This window comes from Clostridium collagenovorans DSM 3089 (assembly GCF_900130005.1).
Taxonomy (GTDB): domain Bacteria; phylum Bacillota; class Clostridia; order Clostridiales; family Clostridiaceae; genus Clostridium_D; species Clostridium_D collagenovorans.
This window is the reverse complement of the sequence record NZ_FQXP01000005.1, coordinates 214,002-231,125: the sequence shown is the minus strand read 5'-3', so window position 1 is coordinate 231,125 and position 17,124 is coordinate 214,002. Positions and strand designations below refer to the sequence as shown.

General features: G+C 30.3%; 11 protein-coding genes and 1 riboswitch. All 11 genes read left to right on the top strand.

All coding sequences use genetic code 11. The features are described 5' to 3' along the window. Position 1 precedes the first annotated feature (1 nt). The 11 genes from BUA48_RS07275 (at position 2) to BUA48_RS07225 (ending at position 16,961) form a co-directional block, all read left to right on the top strand. Positions 2-2,185, top strand: coding sequence for a Tex family protein (locus BUA48_RS07275; protein WP_072831392.1), 2,184 nt, complete (start codon positions 2-4; stop codon positions 2,183-2,185). 156 nt (positions 2,186-2,341) lie between these two features. After that, entirely contained in the window at positions 2,342-3,964 is a 1,623-nt protein-coding gene (locus tag BUA48_RS07270) for a cell shape-determining protein (protein ID WP_143147682.1), read from the top strand. A 192-nt stretch (positions 3,965-4,156) separates the two neighbouring features. Continuing rightward, a riboswitch (FMN riboswitch) is annotated at positions 4,157-4,272 on the top strand. A gap of 134 nt (positions 4,273-4,406) precedes the next feature. Continuing rightward, entirely contained in the window at positions 4,407-5,042 is a 636-nt protein-coding gene (locus BUA48_RS07265; RefSeq protein WP_072831576.1) for an ECF transporter S component, read from the top strand. A 775-nt stretch (positions 5,043-5,817) separates the two neighbouring features. Next, complete coding sequence (locus BUA48_RS07260) at positions 5,818-6,600, top strand: SDR family NAD(P)-dependent oxidoreductase (protein WP_072831391.1); 783 nt, start codon at positions 5,818-5,820, stop codon at positions 6,598-6,600. A gap of 221 nt (positions 6,601-6,821) precedes the next feature. Next, positions 6,822-8,216 carry an aminomethyl-transferring glycine dehydrogenase subunit GcvPA gene (gene gcvPA / locus BUA48_RS07255; RefSeq protein ID WP_072831390.1) on the top strand — a complete coding sequence of 465 codons (1,395 nt, stop codon included), beginning with the start codon at positions 6,822-6,824 and terminating at the stop codon, positions 8,214-8,216. 36 nt (positions 8,217-8,252) lie between these two features. After that, on the top strand, positions 8,253-9,812 hold the full coding sequence (gene gcvPB / locus BUA48_RS07250; protein WP_072831389.1) for an aminomethyl-transferring glycine dehydrogenase subunit GcvPB: 1,560 nt from the start codon (positions 8,253-8,255) through the stop codon (positions 9,810-9,812). A gap of 117 nt (positions 9,813-9,929) precedes the next feature. Next, positions 9,930-11,039 carry an ATP-NAD kinase family protein gene (locus BUA48_RS07245; RefSeq protein ID WP_072831388.1) on the top strand — a complete coding sequence of 370 codons (1,110 nt, stop codon included), beginning with the start codon at positions 9,930-9,932 and terminating at the stop codon, positions 11,037-11,039. 275 nt (positions 11,040-11,314) lie between these two features. Beyond that, positions 11,315-12,961, top strand: coding sequence for a SulP family inorganic anion transporter (locus tag BUA48_RS07240; RefSeq protein ID WP_072831387.1), 1,647 nt, complete (start codon positions 11,315-11,317; stop codon positions 12,959-12,961). A 256-nt stretch (positions 12,962-13,217) separates the two neighbouring features. Further along, positions 13,218-14,075, top strand: a complete 858-nt coding sequence (gene lgt / locus BUA48_RS07235) for a prolipoprotein diacylglyceryl transferase (protein ID WP_072831386.1) — start codon at positions 13,218-13,220, stop codon at positions 14,073-14,075. A 159-nt stretch (positions 14,076-14,234) separates the two neighbouring features. Next, entirely contained in the window at positions 14,235-14,501 is a 267-nt protein-coding gene (locus tag BUA48_RS07230) for a metal-sensing transcriptional repressor (protein WP_072831385.1), read from the top strand. A 9-nt stretch (positions 14,502-14,510) separates the two neighbouring features. After that, a complete protein-coding gene (locus tag BUA48_RS07225) occupies positions 14,511-16,961 on the top strand; it encodes a heavy metal translocating P-type ATPase (protein WP_072831384.1) in 2,451 nt (816 codons plus the stop codon). Positions 16,962-17,124 lie beyond the last annotated feature (163 nt).

Genomic DNA, 17,124 nt, shown 5'->3' with positions numbered 1-17,124 from the left:
TATGGAATTTATTATAGAAAAATTAAGACAGGAGTTAGGCTTAAAATTATCACAGGTTAAGAATGTAATTGAAATGTTAGATGAAGGATGTACAGTTCCCTTTATAGCTAGATATAGAAAAGAGAGAACAGAGGGAATGGATGATACTATCTTAAGAGAGTTTCATGAACGCTTAACATATCTTAGGAACCTAGAAGATAGAAAAGAAGCTGTAATTAAAAACATAGAAGAACAAGGTAAATTAACAGAGGAGCTTAAAAATCAAATTAATGCTTCTAATACTTTAACAGAGGTTGAAGATTTATACAGACCATATAAGCAAAAGAAAAGAACTAGAGCTATAATAGCAACAGAAAAGGGGTTAAAGCCTTTAGCAGATTTAATTTTAAGTGGTGAATTTAAAGGTGATATAAACTCAGAAGCTATGAAATATATTGATGAGGAAAAGGGTGTTAATTCACTTGAAGAAGCTATACAAGGTGCTAGTGATATCAATGCAGAGGCTATTTCTGATGAAGCAGAGTATAGAAAATGGATAAGAGAAGTTTTAAATAAAGAGGGATTCATTGAAACAAAGAAATCTCAGAGTAAAGAGAAAGATGAGAATAATGAAGTAACTCCATATGAAATGTATTATGAGTATAAAGAACTAATAAGAAGAGTACTTCCACATAATATTCTTGCCATAAATAGAGGAGAAAAGGAAAAGGTACTTTCAGTTAAAATTACTTCTGATGAAAAAAAGATTTTAACTTATTTAAACAATAGGGTATTAAAAAATAATAGTAATACAGATAAATACTTAGCAGAAAGCATTAAGGATAGTTTGAAACGACTAATTTATCCTTCAGTAGAAAGAGAAGTAAGAGCTGAACTTACTGAAAAAGGGGAAAACTCCGCTATAAATGTATTTAAGGCAAATTTAAAATCTCTTCTTATGCAGGCACCAATAAAAGGAAATGTTGTATTAGGCTATGATCCAGGGTTTAGAACAGGATGTAAAATCGCAGTTTTAGACGAAACAGGAAAGGTTTTAGATACAGCAGTAGTTAAAGCTGCCTTACCAAATGATAATAAGGAAAAAGCTATTAATGATTTACTGAATTTAGTTGAAAAGAATAATGTTAAAGTTATATCTTTAGGTAATGGAACAGCTTGTCGTGAATCAGAAGAGGTATTGGCAGAAGTAATTAAGAGAGTAAAAGAAAAGGGGGGAAGAGAGCTTTATTATGTAATAGTTTCAGAGGCAGGAGCATCTGTTTATTCAGCTTCGGAACTTGCTAGTAAGGAATATCCAGATTTAGATGTATCAATAAGAGGAGCTATATCAATAGGTAGAAGATTACAAGATCCATTAGCTGAACTTGTAAAAATAGATCCTAAAGCTTTAGGAGTTGGTCAATACCAACATGATGTAACTCCTAAAAAATTAGAAGAATCCTTAGATGGAGTAATAGAAGATTGTGTTAATAATGTAGGAGTAGATTTAAATACAGCTACACCATCATTACTTACTCATATTTCAGGAATAAATGCAACTATAGCTAAAAATATAGTTGAATACAGAGAAGAAAATGGAAAGTTTGGTAGCAGAGCTGAAATAAAGAAAGTAAAGAGATTAGGTGCAAAAGCCTTTGAACAATGCGCTGGTTTCTTAAGAGTTATGGAAAGTAAGGAAGCTTTAGATAATACTTCAGTGCATCCAGAATCTTATAAGGCAGCTAAAGAACTTTTAAAAATATTAAATTATAAGGAATCTGATATTAAAGAAGGTAAATTAGTAGATATAGATTTAAAAATAAAAGAAATAGGCATGAAAGCTTTAGCAGAGAGATTAGGGGTTGGAGAATTAACCCTTGCAGATATAATAAAAGAAATTAAAAAACCAGGAAGAGACCCAAGAGAAGAATTACCTAAACCAATTTTTAAAACAGGAATAATGGAATTAAATCAGTTAAAGCCTGGAATGATGCTTATGGGTACTGTAAGAAATGTAGCTGACTTTGGAGCTTTTGTGGATATTGGGGTACACCAAGATGGATTAGTTCATAAAAGTCAATTAGCTGATAGATTTGTTAAACATCCTTTAGATGTAGTTAAAGTTGGAGATATTGTTGAAGTAAGAGTACTTGAAGTAGATGAAAAAAGAGGAAGAATATCTTTAACAATGAAAAAAGAAAAATAATATAAAAATATCTTGCTAAAGATTAATTAATCAATTATAATGGTTTTAATAGCTTAAGTGGTTATTAAAACCATTATACATATTAGGATAAACAACTTTAAATGGAGAATCAAATCATTAAGGTGAGTTTATTCAAATTAAACTGGGGGAATATTTATGGATATGGATTGGATTAAAAATCTAGGCAAGAAATGGTGGAAATATTTTATAGGCGCTAATATTATCTTTTTACTTTTATGTTTTGTTATAAATAAGTTTTTCTTATTTGTTCCATTAAACGTAAGATTTTTATTTAGATTCTTAATTAATATAGCCTTTATAGATGGCTTAGTATTAATAATTTATGCGGCAATAAGTAAAAAGAAGAAGCTGATATACGGAATAGTTATATCTTTTATTCTTATAATTGCACTAGCAGTAGTATCTACAAGTAAAATAATTAACTATGAAAAATATAGGGAACTTGCTGGAGACGTAGAAGTTCATGAATTTACAAGTGATATAAAAACTGTTGATTTATCTAAATTACCAATAAACAACAGTGACCTTGCAAGAAATTTAGCAGATAAGAAAATTGGAGAAATTCCATCTTTAGGATCACAGGTTACTATTGGAGAGTTTACTATACAAAAGGTTGCTAATGAATTATACTATGTAGCACCATTAGAGCATTCAGGATTTTTCAAGTGGAATAGAAACAAAGAAGGTACATCAGGATATGTAATGGTTAATGCCACTAAGGAAAATGAGGTAAGATTAGTTACAGAGTTAAATGGAGCACCATTAAAACTTAAATACTTAGATAGTGCATATTTTGGATCATATTTAAATAGATATGCTTATTCAAAGGTTAATAACCATGGATTAACAGATTTCTCTTTTGAGTTAGATGATAGTGGAAATCCATACTGGGTTATATCAATGTATGATTTAAGTATAGGATTATCAGGAAATAAGATAGTAGGATCACTTTTAATAAACGCACAAACAGGGGAAGCTCAAAGTTATTCAGTTGAAGATACTCCTAAATGGGTAGATAGAATTCAACCTAAAAAAATAGTTGAAAATAACTTAACTAACTGGGGTGAATTAGTTCACGGAGTATTTAACTTTAGTAATAGAGATAAATTAACTTTAACAGAAGGAAATAAAGTTTTATATAATGGTGAAGATTGTTACTACTATACAGGGGTTACATCAGTAGGTTCAGATGAAAGCTTAGTAGGGTTCTTATTGAGCAATACAAGAACAGGTGTTACTACAATGTATAAAGTTTCAGGAGCTGTGGAGACTGCAGGTATGAAATCAGCAGAAGGAAAAGTACAGCAGTTTGATTATGAAGCAACCTTCCCTATACTTATAAATTTAGAAGATCATCCAACGTATTTTACAACATTACTTGATAAAAAGGGATTAATAAAAAGTTATGCCTTTGTAAGTGTTTCTAACTACAATATTGTTGGGGTTGGAGAAACTATTCAGCAAGCATATAATTCTTACATTCAAGGATTATCAAGAGATACATCTTCAAACTTAACTAATGATAATAATATAGTTGAAGTAGAGGGTGAGGTAGATAGAATAGGTGTTGTTATTAATAATAACACATCATATTACACTTTCATGCTTAAGGATAAGAAAACTAAGTTTATAATTTCAACTGAAATTAGCACAGAACCAGCTATAACAAATATTGGGGATAAGGTTAAAATTAAATATGTAGGAAATGATAACGAGTCAATAACAGTAAAAGAATTTACAAACTTAAGTATAAAGTAATAACTTGACATTAAGAAATGTTAAATAATAAAAAAGAGTAAGATTACTTGATTTTAAAACAATGAAGTATATTACTCTTTTTTTATTAGTTTTAAATAATAAGGTTTTTAGGACTAATAATATTTATTAATTAATAACAAATAAATGTATTGATTTTGTATTTTAAATGTTATATAATTTAGATGAAAACTTAATAGTCTTCAGGGCGGGGTGTAAGTCCCCACCGGCGGTATAGCCCGCGAGCCGTTAAGGTTGATTCGGTTAAATTCCGAAGCCGACAGTTAAAGTCTGGATGGAAGAAGGTAAAGATTGTAAGGTTTATTATGCCCTGACATAGTTATATATGTTAGGGCTTTTTATTTTGAAATAAATCTTAAAATCGATACCCTAGAAGATAAAATTTTATTATCAGGGGGAAGATATAATGCAAACAACAAGCACAATGAGTAGTACAAAATTAAATGTTTTGGTAAAGGTATCAATTTTAGCGGTAATATCATTAATAGTGATGATGATAGAATTTCCAATACCTATATTTCCATCTTTCTTGCAAATTGATTTAAGTGATATTCCAGCTTTATTTGGAGGATTTGCATTAGGACCAGTAGCAGGAGTACTTGTAGTATTATTAAAAAATATACTTCATGGGATATTAATGACAAGTACAGCATGGGTTGGAGAAGTAGCTAACTTTTCAGTGGGAGTTATTTTAGTTCTAGTATCGTCATTAATTTATCATAGAACTAAGTCTAAAAAAGGTGCAGTAATAGGATTAATTGCAGGAACTTTAGCTATGTCAGCTGTAGCAGGAGTATTAAATTACTTTTTCTTCTTGCCAGCTTTTGCAAAGGTATTCCACTCACCAATTCAAAGTTTTATTGATATGGCAGGAGCGATATTCCAAAGCATAGATACTTATGTTGAGTTAGTTATGTTTAGTATAGTTCCTTTCAACTTATTAAAAGGAATTATAGTTTCAGTTGTGACACTGATGCTTTATAAAAAGGTGTCACCAGTAATACAATCTCAAAGTAAAATATTAAAAAAACTAAAAGCAGAAAAATCTGCATCTAAATAAAATATTATAAGGAGTCATAAAGAGTAAAATCTTTATGACTCCTTATTTTTTCACTCTGAAACTAGGTTATTATACAATATAGTAAAATTAATACAGAGATATTTTAATAAACATTATCTATACTATTTATTGGTAAAAAGTGATTGTAGAATAAATATAGTTGCTAACATAAATGTATTATATTAATTAGAGTTTAATGCTAATGAAAAATATATTTATATAACTTATAGTTAAGTATTCTTATTCAATAAATACCTATATAAATTATAAATATAAAAAGTTAGTTTAAATTTATTCAGTAAGTTAAAAGAATAAAAAAATAAATAATTATGATAAATTTATGAATAAAATTTTAAGTTGCATATTTAATCATATGTGAACTTAAAAAAATAGATTAAATTTAAGAAAAAATATAAATATTTTAAGACTAGTTTTTATCAATTTCTACAAGTGACTTAAGAAATACGATAAATATAAAAAACTTAAAATAATGGTATGAAACAAAAAAGTCCAATATGTTTTTAAGGAAGTGTTAACTGATTCAAAATTTAAGGAAAAGTATTATATAACTTAAAAAAACAAGCTAAGTATGATAAAAACAATAGAAAAATGAGAGGGAGTGGAAACGTTTACATATAAATACCAACGTAGTATAATGAGTCGCAAGGTACTATTCTAAAAATTTAGAAAATTTAGAATAAAGCAATAAACCATTAATATAAATAGAATCAAGTATTAAATACTAGGTTTTATATAAAAATAGGGGGGTATTTTTATGATATGTAATAGGGATGTTTTATCATTAGATGGAAAGGTTGCAGTTGTAACAGGTGCAGCATCAGGAATAGGACTAGCATCAGCTGAAAAATTAGCTGCCTATGGAGCAACAGTAGCAATACTGGATATTAATGAACAATTAGGATTAAAAGCAGCAGAAAAAATAATTGCGGATGGCGGTAAAGCAAAATTCTTTAAATGTAATGTAGTATCAGAAGAAAATTGCAAATCTGTTGCGCAAGAAATAAAAAGTGACTTTGGAAGAATTGATATCTTATTCAATAATGCAGGGGTTACTAAAAGAAAAACAGTAGTTGATTTAGAAGAAAAAGATTGGGATTTTGTTATTGATGTTTGTTTAAAGGGGACTTATTTATTATCAAAACATATAATTCCTATTATGGCTGAGAACGGTGGAGGAAGTATTGTTAACACAGGCTCAGGATGGGGATTAAAGGGTGGAGATGATGCTGCTGCATATTGTGCTGCTAAGGGTGGTATCGTTAACTTAACTAGAGCTATGGCTATAGATCACGGAAAACAAAATATAAGAGTTAACTCTATTAATCCAGGTGATACAGATACTCCATTATTAAGAGATGAAGGAAAGCAATTAGGCTTAGAAGAAAACTCCTTCTTAAAAGATTCTGCAAAGGGCAGACCATTAGAAAGATTAGGAACTCCAGAGGATATAGCAAATTCAGTATTATTCTTTGCTAGTGATTTATCTTCTTGGATAACAGGAGCTGCATTAGTAGTAGATGGTGGAGGAATAGCATAGTAAAACCCAGTAACTAGTTATATCATTGAATTTTAAAATTGTTTAGTTTGCATATTTATAAATAGATTTATTTTAAATACCCTAAAAGAGGCTGCTTAGAAAAAGATTAATAACTACATATAGTATAAATTATTAAAGAAATAATAATTTAATGTAGGTATATATTTTAGGACTACAGCCTCTAATACAAGATATAGATTTAAGATTAGGAGGAAATATACATGAGCGTTAAAGGTTATAAAAACCATCCTTACATTCCTAACTCTGTAAAAGAGGTTCAAGATGAAATGTTAAAGGAGATTGGAGTAAAAACTCTTGAGGATTTACATGAAGAAATCCCAGAGGAACTTATATTAAAGGAAAACTTGAATCTTCCAAAGGCTATAAAATCAGAATTTGAATTAAAAAGACATGTAACAAACCTTTTAAATAAAAATACAACTTGCGAGGAAAATTTAAACTTCTTAGGGGCTGGATGTTATCAGCATTATGTACCAGCTATATGTGATGAAATAAACTCAAGATCAGAGTTTTTAACAGCATATGGTGGAGAACCTTATGAAGACCATGGTAGATTCCAAGCCTTATTTGAATATCAAAGTTTATTAGGTGAACTTCTTGATATGGATGTAGTAAATGTGCCTACCTTTGATTGTGCACAAGCAGCTGCTACAGCAGTTCAAATGGCTTCAAGACTTACAGGAAGAGAGGAAATCTTACTTCCTAGTTCAATGAGCAAAGATAAGTTTTTAATTATGAAAAACTATGGTATAGCTCATTTGAAATTTACTTTTGTAGATTATGAGAAAGAATCTGGATTAATATCTTTAAAAGATTTAGAAAATAAATTATCAGATAAGGTTGCAGCAGTATATTTTGAGAATCCTAATTTCTTAGGAATGTTAGAGGAAAATGGAGCAGAGATATCAGAACTTGCACATAAATTTGGTGCTGTAAGCATAGTTGGAGTAGATGTAAGTACATTAGGTGTTGTAGAAGCTCCAGTTAATTATGGTGCAGATATAGTTTGTGGTGACATACAACCTTTAGGAATGCACATGAACTTTGGTGGTGGTCAAGGTGGATTTATGGCTACTAGAGATGAAGAAAAATTCGTAATGGAATTCCCATCACGTTTATTCGGTATAGCACCAACTTCAGTTGAAGGTGAATATGGTTTTGGAGATGTAGCTTATGAAAGAACATCCTTTGCTTTAAGAGAGGGTGGTAAAGAATTCGTAGGTACACAAGCAGCTTTATGGGGAATAACAGCAGGGGTTTACCTAGGGTTGATGGGTCCTAAAGGAATGCAAGAGTTAGGACAAACTCTACTACAAAAATCTCAATATGCAGTAGAAGAATTAAGCAAAATTGAGAATGTTAAAGGATCTATATTTAATAGTTGTTATTTTAAGGAATTTGTAGTTGATTTTAATAATACAGGAAAAACTGTTGAAGAAATAAATAAAGCCTTATTAGAAAAAGGTATCTTTGGTGGTAAAGATTTATCTAAAGAGTTCCCAGAACTAGGACAATGTGCACTTTACTGTGTAACTGAAACCATGAGTAAAGATGGAATCGATACCTTAATAAATGCTTTAAAAGAAATTTTATAGTAGAAGATACGGAATTCTAAGAAAGGGGTAGAAAAAATGAAAAAGATTAAAAGAGATCATAAAGTAAGACAATTCCATCAAGCGAAATGGGATGAGCCAATAATTTTTGAATTAAGTAGACCAGGACAAAGAGGTGTGGTACCACCATTATCAGAATGTGAAATAGTAGAACAAGTAGGTTCGGGTTTAGATAGATTACCATCAAAACTAGTTAGAAAAGAGGAGCCGAAGTTACCAGAAATAGAACAATTAAAGGTGTTAAGACACTATTTAAGATTGTCTCAAGAAACTTTAGGTGCAGATTTCAATGTTGAGATAGGACAGGGTACTTGTACTATGAAGTATAGTCCTAAAATTAATGAAGTTCTAGCAAAGATGCCTAAAATAACAGAGTTACATCCATTACAAGATGAAAGTACTGTTCAAGGGATATTAGAAGTCATGTATAAATTAGATTTATATATGAGAGAAATATCAGGTATGGATAGATTTACTATGCAACCAAGTGGTGGTAGTCAGGCTATCATGACTATGGCTTCATTAGTTAGAGCTTACCATGAATCTAAAGGTGAGGGTGAACAAAGAGATGAGATTATAACAACTATGTTCTCTCACCCATCTGATGCAGCTGCAGCAGCTATAAAGGGATATAAAATAATAACTATCTATCCAGATAAAGAGGGATATCCTGATTTTGAAGCATTTAAAGCCGCAGTTTCAGAAAGAACTGCTGCATTTATAGTAGCTAATCCAGAAGATACAGGTGTTTATAATAAAAGAGTTCAAGAATTTACTAAGTTAGTTCATGAAGCTGGTGGATTATGTTGCTATGACCAAGCTAATGCAAATGGATTATTAGGCGTTACAAGAGCTAAAGAAGCGGATTTTGATATGTGTTTCTTTAACTTACACAAGACCTTCTCAACTCCTCATGGATGTGGTGGTCCAGCTACAGGTGCAGTAGGAGTATTAAAATATCTAGAAGAATTTATGCCAGGTCCACTTGTGGATTTTGATGGAGAAAAATACTTCTTAAACTATGATATTAAAAATAGTATAGGAAAGGTAAGAAGCTTCTATGGGGTACCACAGGTAATGTTAAAGGCTTATTCTTGGATAATGAGCTTAGGTGCTGAAGGATTATACGAAGTTGCTAAAATTGCAGTTTTAAATAATAACTATTTATATAAAAAGATATTAGAAATTAAGGGAATGAGTGCTCCATATATTGAAGGAAAGCAAAGAATTGAGCAAGTTAGATATAGTATGGAGGAGTTGAGACAAGAAACAGGAATTGAAGTTGAGGACTTCCAAAATAGAATATTTGACTTTGGACTACATTTCTGGACAAGTCATCATCCATATATAGTACCATCACCATTTACTTTAGAACCTACAGAAACTACATCTAAAGAAGATATGGATGAATATATTGAAGCATTTAAACACATTGTGAATGAAGCTTATACTAATCCAAAAATAGTTAAGACAGCTCCACACAATAGTGTAGTTCATAAAATTGATTGCACTGATTTAGATATACCAGAAAAATGGTGTGTTACTTGGAGAAGCTATCTTAAAAAGGCTGAAAATTAATAAATAATTAAATAGACTTTTATAAAAGGTTTAGGGGTTGTTTTAAAATTAAATTTATTTTAATTAAACAACCCCTATTGTAAATTTAGGCTACATTTATACAAATGAGGTGATTTAGTGAAAAAAGTAGGTTTTCTAGTTAATCCTATAGCTGGTATGGGAGGAAGAGTGGGATTAAAGGGTACTGATGGAGTTTATGAAAAGGCATTAGAACTAGGAGCTAAACCAGAGGCACCCAATAGAGCGAAAATAGCCTTAAGTCAATTGAGTGAATTAAAAAATGATATAGAAATTTATACCTTCTTCGGTGATATGGGAGAGGTTGAATGTAGAGAACTTGGCTTTAATCCTTATGTATTAGGAGAGAAAAAAGATGTACTTACTACTTCAGAAGATACTATAAATGCTGCTAAGTTATTGAAGGAAAAGAATGTGGATTTAATTTTATTTGCAGGAGGAGATGGTACGGCAAGAGACATATATACTGCTTTAGGAGAAGATGCAGTAGTAATTGGAATACCTTCAGGTGTAAAGATACACTCAGCAGTATATGCTACTACTCCTAAAAAAGCAGGAGAAATGGCTTTAGCTTATATAAAAAATGAAAAGGGAAAAATAAAAGAAGTAGAGGTTATTGATATAGATGAGGAATCTTTTAGATCTGATATAGTTAAGACAAGACTTTACGGATATTTAAAAATTCCTCATGATAAGAAGTATATGCAAAATAGGAAAGCTGGTTCGGTTTTGAATGAAGAAAGTACTAAAAGAGCTATAGGAAGATCCGTAATAGATTCAATGGAAGCGGATTGCTATTATATTATAGGTTCAGGTTCAACAACTAGACCTATTATGAGGGAACTTGGATATAATGGTACTTTATTAGGAATTGATTTGTTATATAATAAAAAACTGGTGAAAGAGGATCTTAGAGAAGAAGAAATATTAGATTATATTAGAGGAAGTAAAGCTAAGGTAGTAGTTACACCTACAGGGGGACAGGGATATATTTTTGGAAGAGGCAATCAACAATTAAGTCCAAAAGTTATTAAGACTGTGGGGAAAGAAAATATTATTGTTATATCAGCTTTAAGTAAAATTATAAGCTTAAATGGAGAGTCTTTATTAGTAGACACTGGTGACCTTGAATTAGATAAAGAATTAAGTGGATATGTAAAGGTTATAATAGGCTATAGTGAGAGGATAATGTATAAGATAGGTGATTGATATAATATACAAAAATATAATATTAAAGTAAAATACACCCAATATAATGAACGAAATTCATTGTATTGGGTGTAAATTTTTAAAAAAAATTTAACAAACTATGAAATTTGCGTGAAATGAAGGGAAATTCATTAAAATTTATCAGTATAATAAAATAACTTATAAATAAGCAATATAACTCTAAAAATCTTTGAATTAAGAAGTAGTGTAAAAAAAAGGATTAGGTGTAAAAAGTATATAATTTAATAGGTTAATTTTAAATAGGAGGAAAGAGAATGGAGACACCTAAACTAATTGATATTTTCAATAAGAAAGAGGGAGGTTTTTCTAAGGAACAAGTGATAAAGGATATTATAGCAGGAATTATTGTGGCAATAATAGCATTACCTTTATCTGTAGCTTTAGGAATATCTTCAGGGGTTACACCGGATAAGGGATTAATAACTGCTATAATAGCAGGATTTATTATTTCAGCCATAGGTGGAAGTAGAGTTCAAATAGGAGGACCTACAGGTGCTTTTGTAGTAATAGTTTATGGAATAATTGAACAGTATGGATTTGAAGGGTTAGTTATTTCTACTATAATGGCAGGGATTATATTAATAATTTTTGGTCTACTAAAGTTTGGATCACTAATAAAATATATTTGTTATCCAATAACAGTAGGATTTACAGCAGGAATAGGTGTTACACTATTTGCAACTCAAATAAAGGATTTTTTAGGATTAAATATAGATAAAGTACCTTCAGAATTTATACCTAAGATATCTGCTTATATAAACAATATAGGAACTATAAATTGGATCGCTTTTTTATTAGGAGTAATATCAATAGCTATAATAGTTTTATGGCCTAAGGTTAATAAAACTATACCAGGATCACTAGTAGCTTTAATTATAGTAACTGTAGGTACAGTTATTTTTAAATTAGATGTACCTACAATTGGAAGTCAGTTTGGAGAAATATCTTCAAGTATTCCTAAGATATCTATACCAAATATAGATTTTGCAACAATAAAAGTTTTATTTAAACCAGCCTTTACAATAGCAGTTTTAGCTGGAATAGAATCATTGTTATCAGCAGTAGTTTCTGATGCAATGATAGAAGACAAGCATAATTCAAATATGGAATTAATTGCTCAAGGTGTAGCTAATATAGCTACAGGTCTATTTGGTGGTATACCAGCAACAGGTGCAATAGCAAGAACAGCTGCTAATGTTAAAAATGGTGGTAGAACTCCAATAGCAGGAATTGTACATGCTATAACATTATTATTAATAATGAAGGTATTTATGCCTTTAGCAAAGTTTATACCATTAGCTGTTTTAGCTGCAATCTTAATGGTTGTATCTTATAATATGTGTGAATTCAAGGCTTTTAAAGAACTTTTACGTGCTAATAAGAGTGATATAGCAATATTAATAGTAACTTTTTTACTTACAGTTATATTTGATTTAGTTGTTGCAATAGAAATTGGAGTTGTTATATCAGTAGTATTATTCATGAGACAAATGGCAGTATCTACGGAGGTACATAAATCCCATGGTGCAGAGCATTTGGAAGATAGTGTGAGAAAAATTGGTGAAAAAATATTAGTATATGATTTAAAAGGACCTTTATTCTTTGGTTCAGTTGATACTTTAAGTGATAAGTTAAGTGATATTAAAGATAACACAAAGGTAGTTATTTTACGTATGAGACATAGTAAAGTAATAGATGCAACAGGTTATGATACTATATATAAGTTACAAGAGTCATTAAAAAAGCAAGGTGTAATATTAATATTCTCAGAGATGCATATAGATGTTAAAGAGCTTATGGAAAGAAGAGGCTTTGTAGATAAGCTAGGAGAAAGAGCATTCTGTAATGATTTTGATAAGGCTTTATCAGTAGGGCTTGAAAAGGTTTCTGAGCTTATATAAAAATATATAAATTCTATTTATAGGTAAGACTTATTAGAGAATAAATATTAATACAAATATAAAATATTAATTAGACACTATAGATTCTATAATAAAATTAAGTTTAAATTTGAGTAAGTTTATTGATTATAATATATAAGTATCTCCTTAAGATAAATTTTATAATATATTCATAAAAAAACATTATACTAATTGTATATAATGATGATAATATTTTTATGAAGGTAGGAAATCTAAAACTTAAGGAGAAAAGATAATGAATACAATACAACCCTTAAATCCTATACTATTTGAAATAGGATCTTTACAAATACATTGGTATGCTGTTTTGATAATAAGTGGAGCTTTGCTTGCATTATGGTTATCTATTAGAGAAGGAAAAAGAGTAGGTATAAAAAGTGATCTTTATTTTGATATTTTTTTATACGGATTTCCTATTAGCATACTTTGTGCAAGAATATACTATGTGATTTTTAAGTGGAGTTATTATTCAAAGCATTTAAATGAGGTTTTTGCAATATGGAATGGTGGATTGGCTATACATGGTGCTATAATTGGTGGTGCTATTTTTCTTATAGTACTTTGTAAAAAGAGAAGAGAAGATACTTTATTAGTATTAGATACAATTGCGCCGAACTTTATTTTAGCACAGGCTATAGGAAGATGGGGAAACTTCATGAATCAAGAAGCTCATGGAGGAGTAGTACCAGGAGCTGACTTAGAAGCTCAAAGACAATTTTTAGAGAATATGAGATTGCCTGATTTTATAATAAATCAAATGTATATAAATGGTGCTTATTATCATCCAACATTTTTATATGAATCCTTATGGAATATTTTGGGGTTTATCTTATTGATTATTTTAAGAAGAACTAAATTATTTTATAAGGGAGATTTAATTGCTAGTTATATATTGTGGTACTCCTTTGGTAGATTCTTTATTGAGGGCATGAGAACGGATAGCTTATATGCCTTTGGAACATTAAGGACTGCACAGATTATATCCATAGCATTAATGGTTGGAAGTGCATTATTCATATTGATTAGAAGATTAAATAAAAATAAGAGAGAAAAGAGATATATAGATTATTTAGAAAATAGATTTTTTATATAATATAAGAAAAAATACTCTATAGAGATAAAAGAATTATCAATTATAAAAGGTATATTCTAGAATTTATTTCTAAAGGGTATTTTTTTATTTTTATATTGAAATAATTTAAATAAGGTGTATAATACAGATAGACACCCCCTAGGGGTGGGGAGGTATAAAATGAACGAAGAAAAGAAAAAAGCAATGCAAGCATTAAAAACTTCAAAGGGACAAATTGAAGGAATAATAAAAATGATAGAGGATGAGAGGTATTGTATAGATATTTCTAATCAAATAGTAGCAGCTCAAGGTTTATTAAAGAAAGCTAATATGCTTATTTTAAAACAGCACTTAAACCATTGTGTAAAGAAAGCATGTATGAGTGATAATGCTGATGAAAAGATAGATGAAATAATTGGTGTATTAGAAAAGGTAATAAGCAAATAGGAGGGAGAAATGACACATAAGGATTTTAAAATAGAAGGAATGACTTGTGCAGCGTGTGCAAAGGCAGTAGAAAGAGTAAGTAAAAAGATAGATGGTGTAAGTGAAGCTACGGTTAATTATACAACAGAAAAACTTACAATAGACTATGATGATACAAAGGTTACTTTTGAAGATTTAGAGAAGGCTGTGGATAAAGCCGGATATAAAATAGTAAATGAAGATATAAAAAATGAGAGTTTTAAAATAGAAGGAATGACCTGTGCAGCCTGTGCAAAGGCAGTGGAAAGGTCTGTAAAAAAGTTGAAGGGAACAAAGGAAGCAAGCGTTAATTACGCTTCTGAAAAGTTAAATATAGAATTTGATGACTCCTTAACTAATGAAGGAGAAATTGTGAATGCTATAGTTAAGGCAGGATACAAGGTAGCTAAGGAAAAAGAAGTAAAAGTTCAGGATACAGATAAGGACTCTAAGGAGAAGGAAAGAAAGGCCTTATGGAATAGATTTATATTTTCTGCTATATTTGCAGTGCCACTACTTATAATAGCAATGGGGCCAATGGTAGGATTAAAACTACCAAGTTTCATAAATCCAGATGTAAATCCTTTGAACTTTGCTTTGCTTCAAGTGGCTTTAGTAGTTCCGGTTTTAGCTATAGGTTATAAGTTTTTCTTAGTTGGATTTAAGACTTTAGTTAAAGGTAATCCTAATATGGACTCCTTAATTGCAATAGGAACCTCTGCTGCATTTTTATATGGAATTTTTGCTGCTTATCAAATAGCGCAAAATAACCAACATTATGTTCATCAGTTATATTTTGAATCAGCAGCAGTTATTTTAACCTTAATAACATTAGGAAAATATTTAGAGAGTGTTACTAAGGGGAAAACTTCAGAGGCAATAAAAAAGCTTATGGGGCTTAAACCTAAAAATGCAACTGTAATTAGAAATGGGAAAGAAGTTATAATTCCAATAGAAGAAGTTATGGTTGGAGATGTTGTACTAGCAAAACCTGGTGAAAAGTTAGCGGTGGATGGAGTAGTTGTAGAGGGAAGTACATCTATTGATGAATCTATGCTAACAGGGGAAAGCTTACCAGTTGAAAAAAATGTAGGAAGCAATGTAGTTGGAGCAAGTATAAATAAAAATGGTTTTATAAAATATAAAGCTACAAAGGTAGGGAAAGATACAGCCTTATCTCAAATAATAAAATTAGTAGAAGATGCTCAAGGGTCCAAAGCACCTATTGCAAAGATGGCTGATATTATATCAGGATATTTTGTGCCTGTTGTTATATCTTTAGCACTTCTTTCAGGCTTAGGATGGTACTTCCTTGGTGGTAAATCAGTAATGTTTTCATTAACTATTTTTATTTCAGTTTTAGTAATTGCTTGTCCCTGTGCATTAGGATTAGCAACACCAACAGCAATAATGGTTGGTACAGGTAAGGGTGCTGAAAATGGAGTGCTTATAAAAAGTGGAGAAGCTCTAGAAACAGCATATAAAATTAAAACAATAGTTTTTGATAAAACAGGAACAATAACAGAGGGTAAACCTAAACTTACAGATATAATAATTCATGGACAATTTACTGAAGAATATATTTTATCTATAGCGGCTAGTGCTGAAAAAGCTTCTGAGCATCCTTTAGGAGAAGCAATAGTACAGCAAGCAATTAATAGGGACCTTAAGTTATATGATATAAGTAACTTTAAAGCTATTTCTGGACATGGAATAGAAGCTAAGATTGATAATAAAGAGGTTTCTTTAGGAAATAAAAAGCTAATGAAGGAAAAAGATCTTAATTTAGGAGAATTAGAAGAGAAGTCTAAGGTTTTAGCAGAAGAAGGTAAGACACCTATGTATATTGCTATAGATAATCAAATTGTGGCAATAATAGCTGTTGCTGATACTGTAAAGGCTAGCAGTAAAGAAGCAATTGAAAGATTGCACAATATGGGAATAAAGGTTGCTATGATAACTGGAGATAATAAAAGAACAGCAGAGGCAATAGCAAAACAGGTTGGAATAGATATAGTATTAGCAGAAGTATTACCAGAGGATAAAGCAAAGGAAGTAAATAAACTTCAAAAAGATGGTGTGAAGGTTGCTATGGTAGGGGATGGAATAAATGATGCACCAGCCTTAGCTCAAGCAGATATAGGTATTGCTATTGGCTCAGGAACTGATGTTGCTATAGAATCAGCGGATATAGTACTTATGAGAAGTGATTTAGTAGATGTAGCAACGGCTATTAAGTTAAGTAAAAAGACTATACAAAATATAAAGGAAAATTTATTATGGGCCTTTGGATATAATACCTTAGGTATTCCAGTTGCCATGGGAGTATTATATATCTTTGGTGGACCATTGTTAAATCCTATGATAGCAGCCTTAGCTATGAGCTTTAGTTCAGTATCAGTTTTAGCAAATGCCCTTAGACTTAAGAGATTTAAAGCATAAAAAAAGAAGTGAATAGAAATATAAAACAGATAATAAGTTAATTTTAAAAAATTAGATGTACCCAGGAAATTGGGAAGATTTATTTAAAAATTAGTGAAACAACCTATAAAGGTAGTTTAAATATAATAACTTGTTTAGAGCAGAACTTAAAAGACTGCTTAAG

Excerpts from the sequence above, each read along its gene's own strand:
- BUA48_RS07275 (WP_072831392.1), top strand. The coding sequence starts at position 2 with ATGGAATTTATTATAGAAAAATTAAGACAGGAGTTAGGCTTAAAATTA.
- BUA48_RS07270 (WP_143147682.1), top strand. The coding sequence starts at position 2,342 with ATGGATATGGATTGGATTAAAAATCTAGGCAAGAAATGGTGGAAATAT.
- BUA48_RS07265 (WP_072831576.1), top strand. The coding sequence starts at position 4,407 with ATGAGTAGTACAAAATTAAATGTTTTGGTAAAGGTATCAATTTTAGCG.
- BUA48_RS07260 (WP_072831391.1), top strand. The coding sequence starts at position 5,818 with ATGATATGTAATAGGGATGTTTTATCATTAGATGGAAAGGTTGCAGTT.
- gcvPA (WP_072831390.1), top strand. The coding sequence starts at position 6,822 with ATGAGCGTTAAAGGTTATAAAAACCATCCTTACATTCCTAACTCTGTA.
- gcvPB (WP_072831389.1), top strand. The coding sequence starts at position 8,253 with ATGAAAAAGATTAAAAGAGATCATAAAGTAAGACAATTCCATCAAGCG.
- BUA48_RS07240 (WP_072831387.1), top strand. The coding sequence starts at position 11,315 with ATGGAGACACCTAAACTAATTGATATTTTCAATAAGAAAGAGGGAGGT.
- lgt (WP_072831386.1), top strand. The coding sequence starts at position 13,218 with ATGAATACAATACAACCCTTAAATCCTATACTATTTGAAATAGGATCT.
- BUA48_RS07230 (WP_072831385.1), top strand. The coding sequence starts at position 14,235 with ATGAACGAAGAAAAGAAAAAAGCAATGCAAGCATTAAAAACTTCAAAG.
- BUA48_RS07225 (WP_072831384.1), top strand. The coding sequence starts at position 14,511 with ATGACACATAAGGATTTTAAAATAGAAGGAATGACTTGTGCAGCGTGT.